This window comes from Streptomyces cirratus (genome assembly GCF_014650775.1).
Classification (GTDB): domain Bacteria; phylum Actinomycetota; class Actinomycetes; order Streptomycetales; family Streptomycetaceae; genus Streptomyces; species Streptomyces cirratus.
The window spans coordinates 128,795-147,775 of sequence record NZ_BMVP01000013.1; the positions used below are offsets into that span (position 1 = coordinate 128,795).

Sequence of the window (18,981 nt, forward strand, 5' to 3'; positions counted from 1 at the left end):
ATGCAATGCTAGACATGTCGGCGCTCGATTGTCTAGCAACGCTAGAATGAGGGCATGTCGACACAGGAACGCAAGGAACGGGAGCGGGCCGACCGCCACCGGCTGATCGTCGCCACGGCGCGCGAACTCGCGGAGGCCCAGGGCTGGGACGCCGTCACCACGCGCCGGCTCGCGGAGCGGATCGAGTACAGCCAGCCCGTGCTCTACAGCCACTTCCGCGGCAAGCGGGAGATCATCGGGGCGGTCGCGCTGGAGGGGGCCGCCGAGCTGGCGGGCGCGCTGCGCGCAGCGGTACCGGCCGGGTCGGACGGGCGGGAGGCGGTGGCCGCGCTGGCGCGCGCCTACACCGACTTCGCGGCGCGCAACCCCGCCGTGTACGACGCGGTCTTCAGCCTCGACAACGGCCTGCCCTACGCCGACGAGGCCACGCCGGCCCCGCTGCGCGCGGCGTTCCGGGCCCTGCTGGACCCGCTCGCCGCGCACGTGCGCCCGGACGAGGAACCGGGGCTGTACGTCGAGACGTTCTGGGCGGCGCTGCACGGCCTGGTCACCCTCACCCGGGCCGGCCGCCTGCCCGGCGACCGGGTGGCCGACCGGCTCACGCTGCTGGTCGACCGCTTCGTTCCCCGGCGGTAGCGGGCGGCCGGGGCCGGGGCGGCCCCGGCTGCCCGCCGGCCGGACCGCGGTGGCCGCCCGCTACGCGACGGGCGGGGCGACCGCGGTGTCCGGGCAGTACTGACGGACGATCAACTCGGCCGTCGCGGGCGCCATCCGGGCCGGGCCGCGCACCCCGAGGACCTCGCCGTTGGCGAGCAGACCGCCGATGACGAGCATCAGCGCGTCGGCCATGCCGTCGGGGTCCCCCGCGCCGGCCAGCGCCCCCTTGTCGCGCAACCAGTCCCGCAACGCCTGGAGGTGCAGCTTGGCCTCCCGGCGGCCCGGGTGCCCGGGGTCGCGGAACTCGCTGGAGGTGTTGTAGAAGACGCAGCCGTGGAAGTCCGGCTCCTGGACGCTGTCGTGGAGGAACTCCATCAGCGCGAGGATCTGGCGGACCGGGTCGCCGGAGTGGGGAGCCGTGACCCGCTCCGCCTGCTCCCACCACTGGGCGTCGCTCTCGCGCAGCCAGGCCGCGACCAGTTCGTCCTTGCCGGCGAACTCGCGGTAGAGAAGGCTTTTGCCGACTCCGGTCGCGTCGATCACCTGCTGCATGCCGACGGCCCTGACCCCCTGCTCGCCGAAGAGTCTGGCCGACGTCTCCAGGATGCGTCGCCTCGTGCCTGGTGCCGGCGTGCGCGCCATGTCCGGGCTCCTTTCCCCTCTCGCTGGCGGTCACCCAGCATACGGTTGACAGGGGGTTTTGCGTCGGACGAAAATGGACCGATCAGTCCCGGACCGATCGGTCCATAATCTTGGCGGGAGCACCCGATGTCGGACGAGCGGACGCGCAAGGTCATCGAGCAGTTCAACCGGGCGTTCCGGCAGCACGACCCCGGCCTCCTGAAGGACGTCCTCGCGCCGGACTGCCTCCTGGAGAACTCGGGGCCGGCCCCCGACGGGACGAGGCACGTCGGGTACGACGAGTGCCTGCGGTTCTGGAGCTCGATCGCCGCCGACGAGGGGACCGCCTTCGTCGTGGAGGAGCTCTGGACGGCCGGCGAGCGGGCCGTGTGCCGGTGGCTGCTCAAGTGGGGTCCCGGGGCGGACGACTTCGTCCGGGGCGTCAACGTGACCCGGCTGGAGGACGGTCTGATCGCCGAGAGCTTCGGGTACGTCAAGGGCTGACCGGCCCCCGGTCGCAGCAGGTCCCGGGGTCAGCGTGGCGGCCAGGGGCGGATGCGGAACGGGGGGAGGTCGTGGGAGACGAAGGCGGTCATGGCCGACGGGGCGGTGGGGTGGGTGGGGTGGAGGGAGGTGTGGCCGTGCCAGGGGTGGGGGCCGTGGCCGGTGATGCCGCGGAGGCTGACCGCGCCGTCCGGGGCGAAGTCGAGGTCGACCTCCTTCGCGCCCCGCGCCAGGCCGCGGCCGGTGGCCTTGACCGCCGCTTCGAGCAGGGTCCAGGCGTGGAAGAAGGCACGGGGCGTGGCCGTGGCGGGGGCCGCGGGGTAGACGAAGGACAGGACCTCCATGCTGGTGGCAGCGGGCCGGACGAGTTCCACGTCCACCCCGACCGGCCCGGTCTCGGTCGCGCCCAGCAGCAGCAGGCCGTCGGAGCGGGACCAGCTGATGTGGGTGCCGGGCTGGTCGGGGAGGTAGGGCTTGCCCGCCCGGTCGTAGTGGATGCGCAGGTCGCGCGGGTCGAGCCCGAGGCGTTCGGCCAGCAGCCTGCGGACGGTGAGCCGGGCGCGGAAGAAGCGGTGGGCGGCCCGGGCGTGGACGAACTCGGCTCCGCGCCGCAGCTCTTCCTCGGTGAGGCCGTCGAAGTCGGTGATGTCGGTGGGAGCGACCTGGTCGAGGTCGACCAGCCATGCGTCCATCCTCCTCACTCCTTTCCGTCAGAGGGTGAAGGTCCGTGTCGCGTTCTGCGAGGGGTCGCCCGGGCGCAGGTGCAGCTCACCCTCGTCCGGGAAGAGCACCACCGCCGCGACGGTGCGTTCGGCGCGGATGTCCCCCCGGTCCGGGACGCAGACCGGCGGGCGCGCGAGCAGGGCGAAGTGGTCCTCGGCCGGGGCGGCCGGGGCGATGCGGGCCAGGCCCTCGGTCGCCGCGCGCAGGCGGCGCAGCGAGGAGTTGCGGGCGAAGACGTTGAGTTCGTCCGCCGGGGCGAAGTCGGGGTGCAGGAAGTGGTTGGTGTGCACCGGGTCGGGGCCTTGGCCCACCCGGAGTTCCCCGTCCAGGTGTTCCACGTACACCGCGCGCTCGCGGTCGCACAGCGTCAGTGAGCGGGAGCTGGCCAGTGGCAGGTCCGCGAGGAGTTTGAGTGCCTCCCCGACGCTCCCCGCGTGGTCCAGGAGGTGGCGTATCGCCAGGTACGGCGGCACCCCCGGCCGCCACGCGCCGCCGAGCACCAGGTTCAGCCCGACGGCGAGGCCGGCGCGGTTGAGCCCGAGGTAGCCCAGCAGTCCGGCGAAGCTGAGGACCAGCGAGCGCGGGGTGCGCAGGACGGTGATGTGGGTGTCGAGGTTGCCGCTGAGGTCCACCGTCTGGGCCAGGACGGGGGCGGCCCCGGTGCGGGCGTACGTGGTGCAGTCCCCGCCGGTGCGGATCTTGGAGTAGCCCATGAGCTCGCGGCGCAGCTGGAGCAGCCAGGCTTCGTCCTCGGTGATGCGGGCTCCTTCCGCGAGCCCCGCCACCTCCTCGGCGAGGTCCGGCAGGGCGGCCGTGACCGCCGCCCGGTAGGCGGCGATCGACGGCCGGAGCCCGTCGAGCGAAAGGGGGGCGTCCTTGAGGTGGTTCAGGCGGGCGAGGCCGTCGTCGAGGAAGGCCCGCAGCGGCGCGGCGAGGGCCGCGCCGTGCGTACGGCCGACTTCGCGCGCGGTGCCCCCGGCGGCGACGAAGGTGACGCTCATGCGGTGACGGCCGTCTTCGGGCCCCAGGCGAGGGCGGCGCCCACCTCGGGCCATTCGGCGCGCAGGACGCTGTAGAAGACGGCGTCGCGGCGCCGGCCTCCGGGCATGAAGTTGAAGCTGCGCAGCGTGCCTTCCTCGGTGGCGCCGATGTTGCGCAGTCCGCGCCGGGCCTGGATGTTGAGGACGTCGGTCTTGAACTCGACGCGCTCGGCCTCCAGGACGTCGAAGGCGTGCGCGAGGAGCAGCGCCTTCGCCCAGTGGTTGATGCCCTTGCCGCGGAAGTCGCGGCCGAGCCAGGACCAGCCGATCTCCAGGCGCCGGTCGGCTTCGGCCATGTTGCCGAAGCTCATGCTGCCGGCGATCCGGCCGGTCGCCTTGTCGGTGATGACGTAGACGGCGCGGCGGCCGGCGTCCTGGTCGGCGAGCATGGCGTCGAAGAAGGTTTCGAAGTCGGTGTCGTTCTCGACGGCGGAGACGAAGTAGCGCCAGATGTCGGGGTCCATGGCGACGGCGCGGACGCCCTCGCGGTCCGTCTCGGTGACCGGGGTCAGCCGCACACGGTCGTTCTCCAGGATGGCGGCGGCGTCCGTGGCCCAGTTGGTCGTCATGGTTCAGGCTCCGGGGGTGTCGTCGTGGTGGCGGGTGAGGGCGGCGGTGACGTCGCGCAGCGTACGCATGGCGGCGAGGTCGTGTTCGGTGAAGTGGGCGAGGTCGACGCCCGTGTCCTCGCACAGTTCGGTGAGGAAGAGGACCTTGTTGAGGGAGGTCAGGCCGTAGGCGGCGGCCAGGTCGGCGTCGGGGTCGAGCGACTCGGCGGCGACCTCGGGGATCAGGACGAGGGAGAGCTGTTCACGGGCCGCCGACTCGATCGCGGTGAGGGTGTCAGGCATGGATTCCGGCCTCCTGGTTGTGCAGTCGGTGCGCGTATGCGCTCTGGATGGCGGGGCGTTTGGGCTTGTACTGGCTCGTCAGCAGGCCGTTGGCGATGCTGAACGGCTCGTCGGCGACGATGACCCGGCTGATCCGCTCGTCGGGGGTGCCGGCGGCGTTCGCCGCGGCGAGGGCGGCGGTGACGGCGTCGGTGTCGGCGGGCAGCGCGGCCGGGGAGACGACGGCGACGAGGTCGGTCTGGGTGGGGCTGAACAGCACGCATTCGGCTATCGCCGGATCGGCCTTCATCCGCTCTTCGACGGGCCGCACCACGATCTTCTTGCCGTTGTCGAGGACGATGACGTCGTCTGCGCGGCCGTGGACGAAGAGGAAGCCGTCCTCGTCGAGGTGGCCGATGTCTCCGGTGCGCACGGTGCCGTCGGGCATGAAGACCTTCTCGGAGTCGCCGGGGGCGGCGTACTCGTAGTGGTCGCCGACGGGGTGGGCGCTGCGGACGCTGATCACCCCGTCCTCGCCGATCAGCACCTGCTTGCCGCGCACCACTCGGCCGACGCTGCCCTCGCGGTGGGCCCCGGGGTGGTTCTTGGTGACGATGCAGGTCTCGTTGAGGCCGTAGCCCTCGAAGAGCGGCAGCCCGGCCTCCTCGGTGAAGAAGCGGACCATCGCGGGTGCGGCGGGTGCGGAGCCCGTCCACAGGTAGCGGATGCGGTCGCCGAACAGGGCCTGGGCGACCTGGCGGGCGCTGCCCGCGCCGGGGCGCCTGCGCCGGGCCTCGATCTGGCGGCGGGCGGTCTCGTAGAAGGCGGGGACGCCCATGACCACGGTGGGACGCACCCGGCGCAGGGTGGCGAAGGCCGCCTCGTAGGTGGTGAGGGTGACGTCGTGGCCGTGCAGCAGGGCCGAGTAGACCCAGTAGCGCTGCTGGAGCAGGGAGAGGGGGAGGAAGACGAACAGGTGGTCGTCGGGGTTGTGTCCGAAGATTTCCTGGACGGCTTCGAGGGAGCTGTCGATGCTGCCGGCGGTGGCGCCGAGGCCCTTGGGGACGCCGGTGCTGCCGGAGGTGAACTTGATGGTGGTGACGTCCCGCTCCGCCCACGTGACCGGGGGCAGGGGTTCCTCGGGCCCGTCGCCCGGTTCGGTCAGGGCCCAGACGTCGTCCGTGCTCAGGGTGCCGGGGAGACGGGCGGCCGGGTCGGTGGGTTGGTCGGTGCACAGGAGCGTGAGGCCGTAGCGGTCCATGAGCTCCCGGGACGGGGTGAACTTGCCGGGTTCCAGGCCGGCGGTCTGGGCCCCGAGGCGCAGCGCTGCCAGGTCGAGCAGTACCCACTCCAGGCTGTTGGCGGCGAGGATGCCGATCCGCGTGCCCGGTCCGATGCCGAGGGCGCGCAGGTGGTGGGCGAGGCGGCCGGCGCGCTCGTACAGCTCGCCCAGCGACAGGGAGCGGGTGCCGTCCAGGCGGGCGGCGTGGATGCGGCCGCCGGCCGTCGGGGCGGCGGTGACGAGCCGGTTGAGCGGTGACAGGGACTCAGGGGCGGCGGGGACCGCCGTGGGGGCGGCCGTCGGGGCGGTCATCGGGTCTCCCTCTCGGCGAGTACGGCGGCCATGGCGCGGACGGTGTCGATCTCGGCGAACTGGTCGAGGGTGAGGGTGACGCCGAAGCGTTTGCGGGCCGCGGTGAGGATGCGGGCGGCGGCGATGGAGTCACCGCCGAGGGAGGCGAGGGTGTCCAGGGCGCCGATGTCGCCGCGGCGCAGGACGGTGGACCAGATGTCGGCCACGAGCTTCTCCGTGGCACCGGTGGGGGCGGTGTCGCCCGGGGCCGCGGCCGGTGCGGCGCCGGCGCCCGGGGCCTCGGCGCCGAGCGCCGCCAGCTTCGTACGGTCGACCTTGGCGTTCTTGGTCAGCGGCAGGCTCTCGTGCCAGACCAGCGCCGCGGGCAGCATGTAGTCGGGCAGCTCGGCGCGCAGCGCCCGCCGTACCTCGGCGAGTTCGGGGCGCCGGTCCCCGTCGGCGACGAGGTGGGCGACGAGGGAGCCGCCGCGGGCGGCGACGACGGCCTGGGCGACGGCGTCCAGGGCGGCGAGTCGGGTCTCGACCTCGCCGGCTTCGATCCGGTAGCCGTTGACCTTGATCTGGAAGTCGGAGCGGCCGAGGATCTGGATGTCCCCGTCGGGCAGGTACCGGCCGAGGTCGCCGGTGCGGTAGAGGCGTTCGCCGCGCACCGGGTCCTCGTAGAACCGCTCGGCGGTGCGTTCCTCGTCGCCCCAGTAGCCGCGGGCCAGGCCGGTGCCGGCGGCGACGATCTCGCCGGTGACCCAGTCGGGTGCGTCGAGGCCGTCGCGGTCCAGGACGTAGGCGCGGTTGTTGGCGTTGGGGCGGCCGTAGGGGATGGACTCGGTGCCGTCCTCGTCCTCGCGGACGGGGTGCAGGATGTTCCAGATGGTGGTCTCGGTGGGGCCGCCGAGGGAGACCACCTCCAGGCCGGGCATCAGGGTGCGCAGCGCGGCGGGCAGGGCGGGCGGGAGGCGGTCGCCGCTCATCATGACCAGGCGCAGGGCGGGCGGTACGTCGCCGTCGGCGGCGGCCTGGTCGTGCATGAGGCCGACGATGGCGGGGACGGAGTTCCACACGCTGATCCGGTGCGTGCGGCACAGGTCGAGCCAGTGGGCGGGGTCGACGGCCTTGTCCCGGTCGGGCATGACCAGGGCCGCGCCGGCCGAGAGGGCGCCGAAGACGTCCCAGACGGAGAGGTCGAAGTTGAAGGCGCTGATGGCGAAGAAGCGGTCCCGGGGGCCGATGCGGAAGCGGGTGTGGCAGTCGGCGACGACGTTGGCGACGTTGCGGTGGGTCACCATGACGCCCTTGGGGGCGCCGGTGGTGCCGGAGGTGTAGAGGACGTACGCGAGGTCGTCGGGGTGCGAACCGGGCAGCCGGGCGGGAACCTCGGCGGGCCCGTCCGGCAGGGCGTCGGGGGCGGTGAGGTCCAGTACGGCGAACTCCCCCGCCGCACAGGCCTCCACGGGCCCGCCGTCGGTCAGCACGCACCGCACCCGGCCGTCTTGCAGCATGTACCGCTGCCGGGCGGTGGGCAGGGCGGCGTCGACGGGCAGGTAGGCGGCGCCGGCCAGCACAGTGGCGAGGATGCCGATGATCTGCTCGGGGCCGCGCCGCATGACGAGGGCGACGAGTTCGCCCCGGCCCACGCCGTGCCCGCGCAGCCAGGCCGCGCCGGCCGCGGCCCGGCGCAGCAGTTCGCCGTAGCCGACCTCCCGGTCGGCGGTGAGGATCGCGGGGGCGTCGGGGGTGCGGGCGGCCTGGGCCGCGATGGCGTCGCCGAGCATCTCCTCGGGCAGCGGGGCAGCCGTGTCGTTGGCGGCGCGGCGGCGGTCGCGCTGGGCGGGTGGCAGCAGGTCGAAGCTGTGGCGCTGCCAGGCCGCCTCGTCGGCGAGTTCGCCGAGCAGCGTCCCGTATCCGTGGGCGAGGTCGTCCAGCAGCCCTTCGGGGAAGAGTTCGTCGAGCCCGTCGAGCTGGATGACGGCGGCCCCGTGCTGCTCCATGGCGAAGGCGTTCAGCCATACCTGGGGGGTCTGGCTGACCGAGTACACCTCGGGTCCGAACAGTTCCAGTGCCGAGCCGTCGACCTCGCTGCTGACGTGCCCGATGGCACTGTTGAAGGTGAACGGCATCCGCGCGCCGGCCACTCCGCCGCGGCGGCGGGCCAGTTCCTGCATGACCTCGATGCCGGAGAAGTGGCGGTGGTCGATGTCGGCGTGCAGCCGGCTCTGCAGGGCCCGGGCCCGCTCCGCGAAGGGCAGCGAGCGGTCGACCTCCGCTTCGACGAGGAGGGTGTCGGAGAACTGGCCGATGGCCTCGAAGACCCGGGGGTGGACGGGCGGCCGGTTGGCGATGGTGGTGGTGAGGGTGAACCGCTCCCCCGCACCCCAGGTGGCCAGGGTCTCCGCGTACGCGGCGAGCAGCAGCGCGGAGGGCGTCAGTCCGGCGGCGGCGGCCCGCTGCTTGACGGCCGTCCACCGCTCGCGTTCGACGTGGACCCGGCGCTGGGTGAAGCGGGAGCGGGTCAGCGCGGCCGGGCTGGTGCGCAGCGGCAGGTCGGGGTGGGGGGCGAGGTCGTCCACGCGGCGCATCCAGTACTCGCGGGAGCGGCGGGCGGGCGCCTTGTCGCGGGCCGCTTCCAGGGCGGCGAGGTAGTCGTCGTAGGCGAACTCGCCGGATGCGCCGCCGCCTTCCAGGGGGCAGTTCTGGTAGGCCCGCCACCAGGCGCGGAAGAACAGGAACATGCTGATCCCGTCCATCACGAGCCCGTCGTGGCCGACGTGGAGGACCATCTTGTCGTCGGCGAGGACGGTGACGTCGACGCTGAGCAGCGGCGCCCGGTCGGTCGGCAGCACCTGGTGGGAGCGCTGCTCGCGCAGTTCGGCGCGCAGCGTCTCCTGCTGCTGCGGGGTGCGGTCGCGCAGGTCGAGGCGGCCGATGGTCGGGTGGCCACGGTGCCCGTACTCGGTGACCTGGCGGTCGTCGGCGAGGAAGCGGGAACGCAGTGCGCTGTGCGCGCCGACGACGGTGTCCAGGGCGGTCTGCAGCCGGTCGAGGTCCCAGACGCCTTCGATCTCGTGGAAGACGTGGCTGGCCACGTCGCCGATCTCGAAGACGCCGCTGCGGCCGATGTAGTAGCTGCGCTGGAGGGGGGTGAGGGGGAAGCCGGTGCCGTGCTGGGCTTCCCGGGCGAGGTGGGCGACGAGTTCGGCCTTGGCGGCCTTGACGCGGGTGAGGAAGTCGGCGTCCATCCGGTCGCGGTTGCCCTGGAGGCGCAGGTCGCCGTCGGCGAGGGCGACGGACAGGCCGCGTTCGGCTATCTCGCGCAGGATCAGTCGGTGGTTCATCGGGGCTCTCCCCCGGTGAGGGCGGCGACGGCGGTCTCGTCGGCGCGCTCGGCGATGACGGCGGCGAGTTCGTCGAGGGTGCCGCCGTGCAGCAGTTCGTCCATGGACAGGTCCACGTCGAGGGCGTCGAGGATCTGGTACTGGACGGTGACGGCCTGGAGGGAGCCGGCGGCCAGCTGGGTGAGGGTGCGTCCGGCGATCTGCTCGTCGTCTTCCAGGCGCAGGGCGGTGCGGACGATTCCGGTCAGCCACGGGGTGAGCACGTTCGGGGCCTGCTGCGCGCCGGCGGGGCGGAAGAACACGGCGTCGGCGAGGGTGACGGCGCTGCCGGGCGCGAGGAGTTCGACGGTACGGGGCCACGTGCGCGGCGCTTGGAGACCGAGGGCGGCGGCCAGCTTGTCGGCGAAGCGGGGCATGACGGGGGCGGCGGCGTGCGCGAGGAGGCGGGCGGCGGCCAGTTCGAGGGCGATGGCGGTGCGGTTCTCGTTCGCCCAGGCTTCGGTGTCGGCGAGGAGGCCTTCGCCGCGGGCGAAGCGGACGGTGTCGCGGACGATGCCGTCGAGTTCGGCGGCGGCCTGGTTGAGGGAGAACGCGTCGTTGTCCAGCGCTCCGGTGACGGCGGCGAGGCGGGTGCCGAGCCGGGCGAGGAAGGCGGAGTGTTCGGGGGTCCAGTTCCCGGCGTCGGGGGCGTGGCCGCCGTGGTGCTTGGCGACCCGGGCGCCGAGGTCGTTCAGCCACTGCTGCCAGGTGCCGATGAGGGTGTCGTCGAGGGTGGCCTCGTAGGCGGCGCGCCGGAAGTCGGTGCGCCGGCCTTCGGGGCGGGTGGCGGCGAGGAAGTAGCGGACGGAGTCGACGGTGTCGGGGGTGAGGATCTCCTTGCCCCAGACGGCGTGCCGGCGGCTGGTGGAGAACTTGCTGCCCTCCAGCAGGTAGAACTCGTTGACGTGGTAGTCGATGTCGGGGGTCCAGCCGGGGAAGGCCAGCCGGTACAGCACGGGGTAGAGCACCGCGTGGTAGAAGCTGTTGTCGTAGCCGAAGAAGTGGACGATCTTCCAGTCCTGGGCGGGGTCGGCGGCCCGCCAGTCGCGGCCCAGGCGCGAGCCCAGTGACTGGATGCCGTGCAGGAAGCCGTAGCTCATCTCCGGCCACACCCAGATGACCTGGCCTTCGGTGGCGTTCTCCTGCGGTTCGACGCCCCAGGTGGAGGGGTGGGTGACGGGGATGTCGAGGGCGGGGCGCCGGAAGAGCCGGTCGGCGAGTTCGCGCAGCCGGGCGGGGACGCGGCCGAGCCGGTGGTGTGCGCGTACGTCGTCGGCGAAGGCGTGCAGCGGGAGGGTCCAGCGGGCGGCGGGGGCGCGGCGGGGGGCCTGGGTGGAGGCGGCGGAGACGGGGTCGGTGAGGTCGGCGACGGTGTTGGGTTCGCCGCACTCCTCGCAGATGTTGCCGGAGGTGGCGGTGCCGCAGCCGGGGCAGCCGCCCTTGACGTCGACTTCGTAGAGGTACTGGCCGCTTTCGGCGTCGTAGAGGGCGTCGTGGGCGGTGACGGCGATCTGGCCGGAGTCCACGACGCGGCTGAAGAAGTCCTGGAGGCCTTCGCGGTAGGTGCCGTCCTGGTCGGTGACCGTGTACTGGTCCAGCGGGATGTCCATCAGCCGCAGCGTTTCGGCGATCTCCGCGCTGTAGTGCGCGGCGGTCTCGGCGGGGGTGCGGCCGTCCTTGCGGGCGGCGCCGACGACGTAGCTCTGGTAGTCGTCGCTGCCGGTGAGGTGGTAGGCCTCGGCGCCGGTCATGCGCTGGAAGCGGGTGAAGGCGTCGGCGCCGAGGTAGGGGCCGGAGAGGTGGCCCAGGTGCAGGTCGCCGTTGGGGGTGGGCGGGGTGGAGAAGACGAAGACGGGCCGTTCGCCGAAGCCCTTGCGGGCGGGGTTCGCGGCGGAGGCCAGGGCGCGGTCGCCGTCGCGCCAGTACTGGGTGAAGAAGACGAGGTCGTTCGCGCCGGTGTTGGCCAGCACGTGCGTCTCGAACGGTTCGAAGAGGACGACGGTGCCGGGTTCGGCCGGGTGGCGCTCGCCGCTGTCGAGGACGAACTCGCCGCTGCCGGAGACGATGACGAACAGCTCGGTCTCGTCGTGCTGGTGGCGGTCGGCGGCGCGGCCCGGCGCGACCCGGCCCCAGCCCGCGCCGGTGCCGAGGCCCTCGACGCCGCTCATGTCGATGCCGAAGGCCTGTTCCAGGACGTCGGCGTCATAGCTGGCGATGATCATGTCGTGGCCTTCCGGGGTGAGGCGGGCAGGGAGAGCAGGTCGGCGGTGCGTGCGGCGAGCGCGGGGGCGAGGCGGTAGCCGGAGCCGCCGGCGGCTCCCGCGAAGACGGTCCGGCCGTCTTCGGTGAGCGGGGTGACCAGCGGGTGGCCGTCGGGGCCGTACGCGTCGCAGAAGACGCGGCCCGAGCGGCAGCGGTCGGCGAGCCGCGGGGCGTAGCGGGTGAGCAGGGCGCGGGCCTCGTCCAGGTGGCCGGCGGTGGGGGCCGGATCGATGTGGGCGGGGTCGACGTCCCACTCGCGGCACGTGTAGCTGAACAGCCAGTGGCCGCGGTGGTGGAAGGGCAGCAGGAACGCGTCCTCGTCCTGGAAGACGATCGCCCCGTCCCCGGGCTGCGGGGGGACGTCGATGTGCAGGGCGACGATCTTCTTGACGCGGGCGCCGAGCGGGGCGACGAGTTCGCGCCAGGCGGGTTCGGCGAGCCAGGGTCCGGGGGCGAGGACGACGCGGCCGGCGGTCAGGGTGGCGCCGCCGGTCAGGGTGAGGCGGACGCCGTCCGGGCCGGCGTCGAGGGCGGTGACGGCGACACCCTCGTGGAAGAGGAGGCGGGGGCGCAGTTCGGCGGCGAGCTGCTGGGTGAGGGTGTGGACGTCCGCGTACTGGCAGCCGTCGCCCTGCCAGGCACCGTATCCGGCCGGCAACTGTGGGATCGCGGACGGGAGTTCGGTGGTCCAGCGGAGTTTCGCCGAGGGGAGGTAGACCTCGCGCAGCCGCTCCTCGGCGGCCTCGGGGGCGAGGACGGTCATGGGCAGCGGGTGGATGGGCAGGTCGGGGCGCAGGGCGTGGAGGCCGGCGTAGAAGCGCTCGCTCTCGGCGGCCAGGGTGCGTACCGTCTCGGTGGCGCCGCGCGGGAAGTGCAGTCCGGCGGAGCGGCGGGTGGCGCCGGAGCCGATCATGTCGCGGTCCAGGACGGTGACGGTGGCGGCCGGGTCCCGGGCGAGGATCTCGCCGGCGATGAGGACGCCCAGTATCCCGGCGCCGACGACGGCGATGTCGCTGCGGGCCCCGTCGGGGGCGGCGGCGCCCATCAGGCGCTCCACCGTTCCTGCGGGGCGGGCTTGGTGGACCACTCGATGAAGGAGGCGAGCTGCTCGTCGCCGCGTACGCCGCTCATCCGGTCGGCGATGCGCCGGCTGCGCCAGGCGTTGAGGCTGAGGTTGGGGTCGGCGAGGCCGCGCTGGCCGCGCACCCCGTTCTGGACGAAGATCCGGCGGTCCTCGGGGCCGTCCCAGCGGACGGCGTAGTCCTCGTCGACGCGCAGCTCGTCGCCCTCGCGCTCCAGCCGGTGGGCGAGGGGGGCGAGGAAGTCCATGGCGGCGGGCCGGTAGCCGGTGGCCCAGACGACGACGTCGGCGTCGAACTTCTCCACCGATTCGCTTTCGCCGGTGTGGCGGGCGCTGACTTCCCAGCCGGTGACGGGGGCGGGGCTGACGTCGAACACCTCGCGGCCCGGGTGGAGGGCGACGAGGTCCTCGTTGCCCTCCACGAAGCGGTGGACGTAGATGCTCTGGTAGATCTCCCGCAGCGTGGATTCCGAGATGCCGTCGCTGGTCAGGATGTTGCGGGCGTTCAGCGACTGGCGGCGCTCGCGGGGCAGTGCGTAGAAGTAGTCGGCGTGGCTGGGCATGTAGTAGTCGTTGGTGAACGGCGAATCGTCGATCGGGAAGTAGTTCTGCCGGCGCGAGATCCAGGAGACCCGGCGGGGCAGTTGCCGGCCGGCGCGGGAGATCAGGTCGAGGAAGGCCTCGGCGCCGGACTGGCCGCCGCCGATGACGACGACGCGCTTGCCGCCGAGGTCGTGGGCGGCGTTGAGGTAATCGGCGACGTGGAACTGGGTGGGTCCGAGCTGGTCGGCGCCCTGCGGCGGGACCCAGGGGCGGCTGCCGACGCCGACCACGACGTTGTCGGCGGTGACGGTGCGGCGGTCGGTCCGGACGGTGAAGGTGCCGCGCCGGTCGTCGAAGGCGACGTCCCGGACGTCCTCGCCGAAGGTGATGTTCTCGTTGCGGCGGCTGGCCCAGGCCAGGTAGTTGCGGAACTCCAGCCGGGGCACGTCGTCGAACTGGGCGTTGAGGAAGTGGTAGACCCGGCCCTTCTCGTGGAGGTAGGCGAGGAAGGAGAAGGGGCTGGCGGGGTCGGCGAGGCTCACCAGGTCCTTGAACTGGGAGACCTGGAGGGTGGTGCCGGGTATCTGCTGGCCGTCGTGCCAGCTGAAGGATTCCTTGCGGTCGAGGAAGAGATTGGGTATGTCCGGCCTGCAGTGCAGCAGTGACGCCAGACTGAGGTTGGCCGGTCCCACGCCCACTCCCACGCAGCGGAAGTGCGTGGCACCGGGCGGGAAGCTCTCGTGCGCCATGGTCGGAACCTCTCGTTCGAAAGCGTTCGGAAGTATTCGGAAGCGTTGCGAAGTGTCGGGAAGCGTCGGGAAGCCTTGGCGGAGCGGAAGGTCAGGCGGTGGGGCTCCGGCGGTCGCGTACGGCGACGAGGCCGCAGGCGGTGGCGAGCAGGGAGCAGGCGCCGACCAGTGGCCACACGAGGGCGCCGAACTGGAGGAACAGCCACGTGCCGGCCATCGGCCCGAGGGCGGAGCCCAGGCCGAACATGAACTGGAAGCTGCCGATGTAGCGCGAGCGCAGGGGCTCGGGGCCCGCGCCCGCCGGGTAGGCGAAGACGGCGGGGCCGCCGAGGATCTCGCCCAGTGACCAGACGAGCGTGCCGATGACGACCGCGGCGGGCCCGATGGGCAGTCCGTAGCAGGCGACTCCGGCGCCGACCAGGGCGAAGCCGAGACCGACCGTGATCTTGAGCGGCCAGCGCTGGGAGACCTTGGTGACCAGCAGTTCGAAGGCGATGACGATGAGGCCGTTGAGCGCGACGGCGAAGGTGTACCAGAAGAGCGCCATACCGGCGTCCTTCATGTACAGCGGGAGGGTGGAGAGGTACTGGGTGTAGACGGCCGCGTGGCAGAAGGCGGCGGTCAGGTAAAGCAGGTAGCGGCGGTCGCGCAGGACGGCCGCGTAGCCGCCGCGGGCGCCGGCGGGGACCGCGGTGGCCGCGGTGGCCGCGGGGTGCTGTGCGGTCTTGGCGGGGAGGGTGGCCCGGGCCACCAGGGCGTAGGCGAGCGCGATGACGGCCTCGCCCCAGAACAGGAGGGTGTACGAGTGTCCGCCCGCGTTGTAGAGCGCGTAGCCGAGCAGCGGGGCGGCGGTCGCGCCGACGTTGAGGCCGAAGCGGTACATCGCGAAGATCATGATCTGCCGGTCGCCGTCGGTCTGGTCGGCCAGCAGGGTGGCGGAGGCCGGCCGGAACAGCTGGGCGCCCAGGCTGACCAGGGCGATCGCACCGAGCAGCAGGGTGAAGTCGGGCAGGTAGAGCAGGGCGGCGGTCAGCACGGCCGTACTGCTCATGGACAGCACGGTGGCGCGGCGGATGCCGAGGCGTTCGGCGAGGGTGCCGCCGACGAGGGAGCCGGCGACGGCGCCCGCCCCGTAGACGCCGAGGGCGATGACGGTACGGCCCTTGGAGTGACCGGTGTCGGTGAGGAAGAGGACGAGGAAGAGCTGTAGGAAGCCGCTGAGCCGGTTGACGAGCACCCCGGCCAGTACCGTTTTGACGGCGGGCGTGGACTCCTTGAAGGTGGCCCACACGGCGGCCCGTTCGGCGGCCTCGGCGGCCTTTCCGGCGGCCTTTCCGGCGGCCTCGGCGGCCGGTCGTGCCTGTGGTTCCGCCGCCGCGTCGGCCGTTTCGGCGGTTCTGATGTCAGTGCTCACCGTCGGCCTCCGGGTCGGTGGTGACCGTGACGGCGCCGCGGACGCGCTGCTCCAGCTCGTCGAGCCCCTGCGGGGTCGGCGCGTCGATCAGGAAGGTCACCGCCCGGTCGTCGGAGCTGGCGAGCGGCCCCAGCCGGGCGCCGGCCTCCTTGAGCACGAACAGGGCGCGCAGCGTGGCCGGGTCGTCCTTGGCGCCGGGCGCGAGTTCGGGCCACATCCCGGACTCGCCGACCCACAGGGGGCGCACTCCCGGCCAGTCGAGGGTGACGTCGGCGAGCGGGCCCGTGCCGTGTTCCAGGTAGACCTGGCGGGCGAAGCGGGTCGGGGCCGGGTAGGAGGCCTCCTCGCCGAGCGCGATCCGGATGATCTGCGGCTCCAAAGGCTGCCCGGTGGCGAGGTGGTAGAGGGCGACCAGGCCGTCGCCGGGGGTGCGGGCGGCGACCTCCATCAGGTAGGGACGGCCGTCGTCGCCGGTGCGCCACTCGGCGTGGGCGATGCCGTCGCGGAAGCCCAGGGTTTCGAGCATCCGGCGGTTGGCGTCCAGCAGGGCCGCGTCGGCCTCCGCATGGGCGTTGGGGACGGAGTGGGCGAGCTCCACGAAGGTCTGCGCGCCGGACTCGGTGGTCTCCTTGCGGGTCACCGAGGTGAAGACGGGCCGGCCGTGCTGGACCAGGGACTCCACGGAGTACTCCTGGCCGGTGACCTTCTGCTCGATCAGCACCGTCTCGTGGGCCGGGTAGGACGTCAGCAGCTCGCGCAGCGCCGCCTCGTCGCCCACCGCCACCACTCCCGAACTTGAGTGGCGGGTGGCCGGCTTGACGACGACCGGGTACCCGAGGGCGGCCAGGTCGGCTTCCTCGCGGCCGCCGGGCGGCAGCACCAGGGAGACCGGGCTGAACTCCTCCAGGTACCAGCGCTGGAGGTACTTGCTGCGGCACACCCGGGTGGCGCGCAGCCCGGGACCCGGCAGGCCCAGCGCGTCGCACAGCAGCCCGGTCTGCTCGACCAGGGTCTCGCCGACCGCGTAGGCGCCGCGCACGGTGTAGCGGCCGCGCCAGCGGCGCGCCTGGGCGACGAACCCGGGGGTGTAGGAGCCCTCCTGGTCGAGGGAGCCGTCGACGTACGCGATGTCGTCGATGAGGTACGCCGGGTGATCGGGGTCCTTGCGGGCCGTCTCGGCCGCGTCGCGGTGGTCCTCGCCGGTGATCAGCAGGATCCGCAGGTTGCGGGCGGCGAGTTCCTCCAGGTAGCGGGGGTTGCGGCAGACGACCCGGAAGGCGCCGGTGAGGACGAAGGCTTCGGGCGGGCTGGTGCGGGTCATGCCGTGGCTCCTGACGGGGTGGCGGAAGGGTTCGCGGCGGCGGCCGGGGAGGGGCTTTCCTCGTACGTGCCGGCCAGGCCCCGGGCGGCGAGGAAGGAGAGCCAGCGGCCGGTCTCCCCGGGCGTTTCGGCGGCCCTGCCCAGGCCGGCGGGCAGGGCGCCGGCCAGGATGCGGGTCACTCCGTAGGCGACGGGCAGGGAGACGCAGCGGGCCATCGCGGATTCCGCCGCGTCCCCGGTGACGTCGAGGAGGTGGGAGCCGCGCCAGTGGGTGCCGTCGGCGGTGCGCAGTTCCAGGGCGACGGACAGGACGACGCGGTCGCGGTCGTCGGCGGTGGTGGGGTGGCGGGCGGCGAGTTCGGCGGCCAGGGCGCGGACGGCGGCGGGGTCCCCGGCGGCGACGGTTTCGAAGACCTCCTTCCAGGCGGTGCGCCAGCCCGCGTTGCGCAGGGTGCCGCGGACGAAGGTGTCGAGCTTCCAGTGGCCGGGGATGCCGTACTGGGCGACGAAGGGCAGGCTGTCGCGGTTGGGGTAGACCTCGAAGTCCTCCCCGGCGAGGGTCCGGGTGCGGGTGGCCTCCCAGGGGCGGGCGACGGTCACCTCGGCGCCGGCCTCGATGTGCCGGGCCGGGGAGCCGAGGGCGGCGAGCACGCCGTAGGGCGCCCAGCTGAAGCGGTAGCGGAAGGCGTTGGGGACCGCCGGGACACCACCGCAGTAGGAAGTGAACCGGGCGGTCGCGGGTGTGTCGCCGAGGGCCTCGCGGGCCCGGGCCACCAGGTCGTGGGCCATCAGGTGGTCGATGCCGGGGTCGAGTCCGGCCTCGGTGAGGACGACCGTACGGGCCTCCTCCCCGGCTTCGGCGGCCAGTTCGGCCAGTTCCGGGGAGACGTAGCTGGTGCAGGCGAAGTGGGCGCCGCGTTCGGTGGCCAGGCGCAGCAGCGGGGCGTGCTCGGCGGCGGGGAGCATGGAGACGATGACGTCGCCCGGGCCCGCCTCGGCCGCGAGGGCGGCCGGGGCGGAGGGGGTGAGGGCGCGGACCTCGGCGCGGCCGGTGAGGCCGAGCGCGGCCAGCCGGGCGGCGGCGCGCTCGGCGGTGCGGTCCCACAGGACGACCCGGGGGGCGCTTTCGCAGACGAGGGCGAGTCCGGATCGTCCGGTGGACAGGCCGGTGCCTATCCAGTGGACGGTGCCGGAGGCGGGTATGGCGGGCCGGTCAGCGGACATAGCGGGTCTCCTGGGCCTGGACGGCCGTCTCGAAGGTGTGCAGGGCGCCGGGCCAGACGCCGTCCCACTCGGCCAGGCGCAGCAGGTGCGGGGCGAGTTCGGCGGAGAAGGCGGTGCTGGCCTCGACGGGGAGCAGGGAGGGCAGGTTGTCGATGGCGATGAGGTCGAGGCGGGGGGTGTCCTTGCGCAGCGCGCGGACGGGCTCGTCCCAGGTGGTGGTCTCGTCGTAGACGGGCAGCACGTTGCACTCGGAGGTGACGTCGCAGGTGACGTCGCAGACGAGGGCCAGGCGCCGGGCGGTGTCGTCGAGGTCGGCCTTGGTGAGGAACGGCGGTACGGGGTCGGTGGTGAGGACGGTGTTGACGAGGAGGTGGTGTTCCAGGAGCGCGGCGCGGTCGAGCTCGCGGGTCTCGGCGAGGTCCCAGCGGGTCGGGGTGAGGCCGGCCGTGGTCAGGGCGTCGCAGGCGCCGCGGCCGCTGCGGCCGAGGGCGCCGATGACCAGGGCGGTGCTCGCGTCCTCGGCCTCGGTGGCTTCGAGGAGGGCGTCCAGGGCGGGCCGGTCCATGGGGCGCAGGGGGGTGGTCAGTTGCCCGCGGCGGTGCAGGACGGCGAGGGCCGCGCCGACGTAGCCGGCCCAGTAGCCGAAGGCGGCGACTCGGCGGCCGCGGTCGTCGGTGAGGTACTCCATGTCGAGGAGGGCGCCGCCGCCGGCGGTGAAGCGGGAGAGCAGTGCGGCCGCGCCGCCCTGGCCCTTGTAGGCGTGGCCGAAGTAGATGTGCCGGTGGCGCAGCGGTGTGCGGTCGTCGGGGAGTTCCTTGAGGCCGAGGACGTACGCGTCGTCGGGGGCCAGTTCGTGCCAGGAGTCGGTGGGGGCGCTCTCGCAGCCGGCGGCGATGTAGTCGGCGAGGGGGAACACGCGCTGGTCGCAGGCTTCGACGGTGATGCGCAGGCCTTCGGCGACGAGGTGGGCGGCATCGGCCGGGGTGAGGGGCGCGCGGCGTTCGGTTTCGCGGGACTCGTGCCGCATCCAGAGGTGAATGCTGTCCGACAT

General features: G+C 73.2%; 16 protein-coding genes. 2 read left to right on the forward strand and 14 right to left on the reverse strand.

Features of this window, described 5'->3' with window-relative positions:
- The first annotated feature begins 54 nt into the window (after nt 1-54).
- On the forward strand, nt 55-636 hold the full coding sequence (locus IE207_RS26040) for a TetR/AcrR family transcriptional regulator (RefSeq protein ID WP_190186743.1): 582 nt from the start codon (nt 55-57) through the stop codon (nt 634-636).
- Between the two features lie 60 nt (nt 637-696).
- Here the strand turns inward: IE207_RS26040 and IE207_RS26045 are convergent, their stop codons facing one another.
- Nucleotides 697-1,299: a TetR/AcrR family transcriptional regulator gene (locus tag IE207_RS26045; RefSeq protein WP_190186744.1), complete on the reverse strand. Its 603-nt coding sequence runs from the start codon at nt 1,297-1,299 to the stop codon at nt 697-699.
- 126 nt (nt 1,300-1,425) lie between these two features.
- Here IE207_RS26045 and IE207_RS26050 point away from each other — a divergent pair, with 126 nt between their 5' ends.
- A complete protein-coding gene (locus IE207_RS26050) occupies nt 1,426-1,782 on the forward strand; it encodes a nuclear transport factor 2 family protein (RefSeq protein ID WP_190186745.1) in 357 nt (118 codons plus the stop codon).
- 29 nt (nt 1,783-1,811) lie between these two features.
- Here the strand turns inward: IE207_RS26050 and IE207_RS26055 are convergent, their stop codons facing one another.
- The 13 genes from IE207_RS26055 to IE207_RS26115 all read right to left on the reverse strand — a co-directional run bounded on the left by IE207_RS26055 (nt 1,812) and on the right by IE207_RS26115 (nt 18,981).
- Nucleotides 1,812-2,474 carry a 4'-phosphopantetheinyl transferase family protein gene (locus tag IE207_RS26055; protein WP_190186746.1) on the reverse strand — a complete coding sequence of 221 codons (663 nt, stop codon included), beginning with the start codon at nt 2,472-2,474 and terminating at the stop codon, nt 1,812-1,814.
- Nucleotides 2,475-2,492: 18 nt separating this feature from the next.
- Nucleotides 2,493-3,506 carry a C45 family autoproteolytic acyltransferase/hydrolase gene (locus IE207_RS26060; RefSeq protein WP_190186747.1) on the reverse strand — a complete coding sequence of 338 codons (1,014 nt, stop codon included), beginning with the start codon at nt 3,504-3,506 and terminating at the stop codon, nt 2,493-2,495.
- Complete coding sequence (locus IE207_RS26065; protein WP_190186748.1) at nt 3,503-4,114, reverse strand: GNAT family N-acetyltransferase; 612 nt, start codon at nt 4,112-4,114, stop codon at nt 3,503-3,505. Before IE207_RS26065 ends, IE207_RS26060 begins: the two co-directional genes overlap by 4 nt.
- 3 nt (nt 4,115-4,117) lie before the next feature.
- Entirely contained in the window at nt 4,118-4,396 is a 279-nt protein-coding gene (locus tag IE207_RS26070) for a phosphopantetheine-binding protein (RefSeq protein ID WP_190186749.1), read from the reverse strand.
- On the reverse strand, nt 4,389-5,969 hold the full coding sequence (locus IE207_RS26075; RefSeq protein ID WP_190186750.1) for an AMP-binding protein: 1,581 nt from the start codon (nt 5,967-5,969) through the stop codon (nt 4,389-4,391). The genes IE207_RS26070 and IE207_RS26075 overlap by 8 nt, the downstream gene beginning before the upstream one ends.
- Nucleotides 5,966-9,298 (reverse strand): non-ribosomal peptide synthetase, encoded by a 3,333-nt coding sequence (locus IE207_RS26080; RefSeq protein ID WP_190186751.1) that lies wholly within the window; start codon nt 9,296-9,298, stop codon nt 5,966-5,968. The genes IE207_RS26075 and IE207_RS26080 overlap by 4 nt, the downstream gene beginning before the upstream one ends.
- Nucleotides 9,295-11,559: a class I tRNA ligase family protein gene (locus tag IE207_RS26085; RefSeq protein WP_190186752.1), complete on the reverse strand. Its 2,265-nt coding sequence runs from the start codon at nt 11,557-11,559 to the stop codon at nt 9,295-9,297. The genes IE207_RS26080 and IE207_RS26085 overlap by 4 nt, the downstream gene beginning before the upstream one ends.
- The gene (locus IE207_RS26090; RefSeq protein ID WP_190186753.1) at nt 11,556-12,644 is read right to left on the reverse strand and encodes an NAD(P)/FAD-dependent oxidoreductase; all 1,089 of its coding nucleotides are present in this window, start codon (nt 12,642-12,644) and stop codon (nt 11,556-11,558) included. The genes IE207_RS26085 and IE207_RS26090 overlap by 4 nt, the downstream gene beginning before the upstream one ends.
- Nucleotides 12,644-13,972 carry a lysine N(6)-hydroxylase/L-ornithine N(5)-oxygenase family protein gene (locus IE207_RS26095; protein WP_190186754.1) on the reverse strand — a complete coding sequence of 443 codons (1,329 nt, stop codon included), beginning with the start codon at nt 13,970-13,972 and terminating at the stop codon, nt 12,644-12,646. The genes IE207_RS26090 and IE207_RS26095 overlap by 1 nt, the downstream gene beginning before the upstream one ends.
- 91 nt (nt 13,973-14,063) lie before the next feature.
- Nucleotides 14,064-15,386: an MFS transporter gene (locus IE207_RS26100; protein ID WP_229874005.1), complete on the reverse strand. Its 1,323-nt coding sequence runs from the start codon at nt 15,384-15,386 to the stop codon at nt 14,064-14,066.
- Nucleotides 15,376-16,707 (reverse strand): ATP-grasp domain-containing protein, encoded by a 1,332-nt coding sequence (locus IE207_RS26105; RefSeq protein ID WP_190186755.1) that lies wholly within the window; start codon nt 16,705-16,707, stop codon nt 15,376-15,378. Before IE207_RS26105 ends, IE207_RS26100 begins: the two co-directional genes overlap by 11 nt.
- The gene (locus IE207_RS26110) at nt 16,704-17,930 is read right to left on the reverse strand and encodes a saccharopine dehydrogenase C-terminal domain-containing protein (RefSeq protein WP_190186756.1); all 1,227 of its coding nucleotides are present in this window, start codon (nt 17,928-17,930) and stop codon (nt 16,704-16,706) included. Before IE207_RS26110 ends, IE207_RS26105 begins: the two co-directional genes overlap by 4 nt.
- Nucleotides 17,920-18,981, reverse strand: a complete 1,062-nt coding sequence (locus IE207_RS26115; protein WP_229874007.1) for a saccharopine dehydrogenase — start codon at nt 18,979-18,981, stop codon at nt 17,920-17,922. The genes IE207_RS26110 and IE207_RS26115 overlap by 11 nt, the downstream gene beginning before the upstream one ends.

Coding starts and splice junctions, on each gene's coding strand:
- IE207_RS26090 (WP_190186753.1), bottom strand. CDS start 12,644: ATGGGCGCCGCCGCCCCCGACGGGGCCCGCAGCGACATCGCCGTCGTC.
- IE207_RS26115 (WP_229874007.1), bottom strand. CDS start 18,981: ATGTCGGACAGCATTCACCTCTGGATGCGGCACGAGTCCCGCGAAACC.
- IE207_RS26040 (WP_190186743.1), top strand. CDS start 55: ATGTCGACACAGGAACGCAAGGAACGGGAGCGGGCCGACCGCCACCGG.
- IE207_RS26060 (WP_190186747.1), bottom strand. CDS start 3,506: ATGAGCGTCACCTTCGTCGCCGCCGGGGGCACCGCGCGCGAAGTCGGC.
- IE207_RS26075 (WP_190186750.1), bottom strand. CDS start 5,969: ATGACCGCCCCGACGGCCGCCCCCACGGCGGTCCCCGCCGCCCCTGAG.
- IE207_RS26085 (WP_190186752.1), bottom strand. CDS start 11,559: ATGATCATCGCCAGCTATGACGCCGACGTCCTGGAACAGGCCTTCGGC.
- IE207_RS26065 (WP_190186748.1), bottom strand. CDS start 4,114: ATGACGACCAACTGGGCCACGGACGCCGCCGCCATCCTGGAGAACGAC.
- IE207_RS26070 (WP_190186749.1), bottom strand. CDS start 4,396: ATGCCTGACACCCTCACCGCGATCGAGTCGGCGGCCCGTGAACAGCTC.
- IE207_RS26050 (WP_190186745.1), top strand. CDS start 1,426: ATGTCGGACGAGCGGACGCGCAAGGTCATCGAGCAGTTCAACCGGGCG.
- IE207_RS26105 (WP_190186755.1), bottom strand. CDS start 16,707: ATGACCCGCACCAGCCCGCCCGAAGCCTTCGTCCTCACCGGCGCCTTC.
- IE207_RS26095 (WP_190186754.1), bottom strand. CDS start 13,972: ATGGCGCACGAGAGCTTCCCGCCCGGTGCCACGCACTTCCGCTGCGTG.
- IE207_RS26055 (WP_190186746.1), bottom strand. CDS start 2,474: ATGGACGCATGGCTGGTCGACCTCGACCAGGTCGCTCCCACCGACATC.
- IE207_RS26045 (WP_190186744.1), bottom strand. CDS start 1,299: ATGGCGCGCACGCCGGCACCAGGCACGAGGCGACGCATCCTGGAGACG.
- IE207_RS26110 (WP_190186756.1), bottom strand. CDS start 17,930: ATGTCCGCTGACCGGCCCGCCATACCCGCCTCCGGCACCGTCCACTGG.
- IE207_RS26080 (WP_190186751.1), bottom strand. CDS start 9,298: ATGAACCACCGACTGATCCTGCGCGAGATAGCCGAACGCGGCCTGTCC.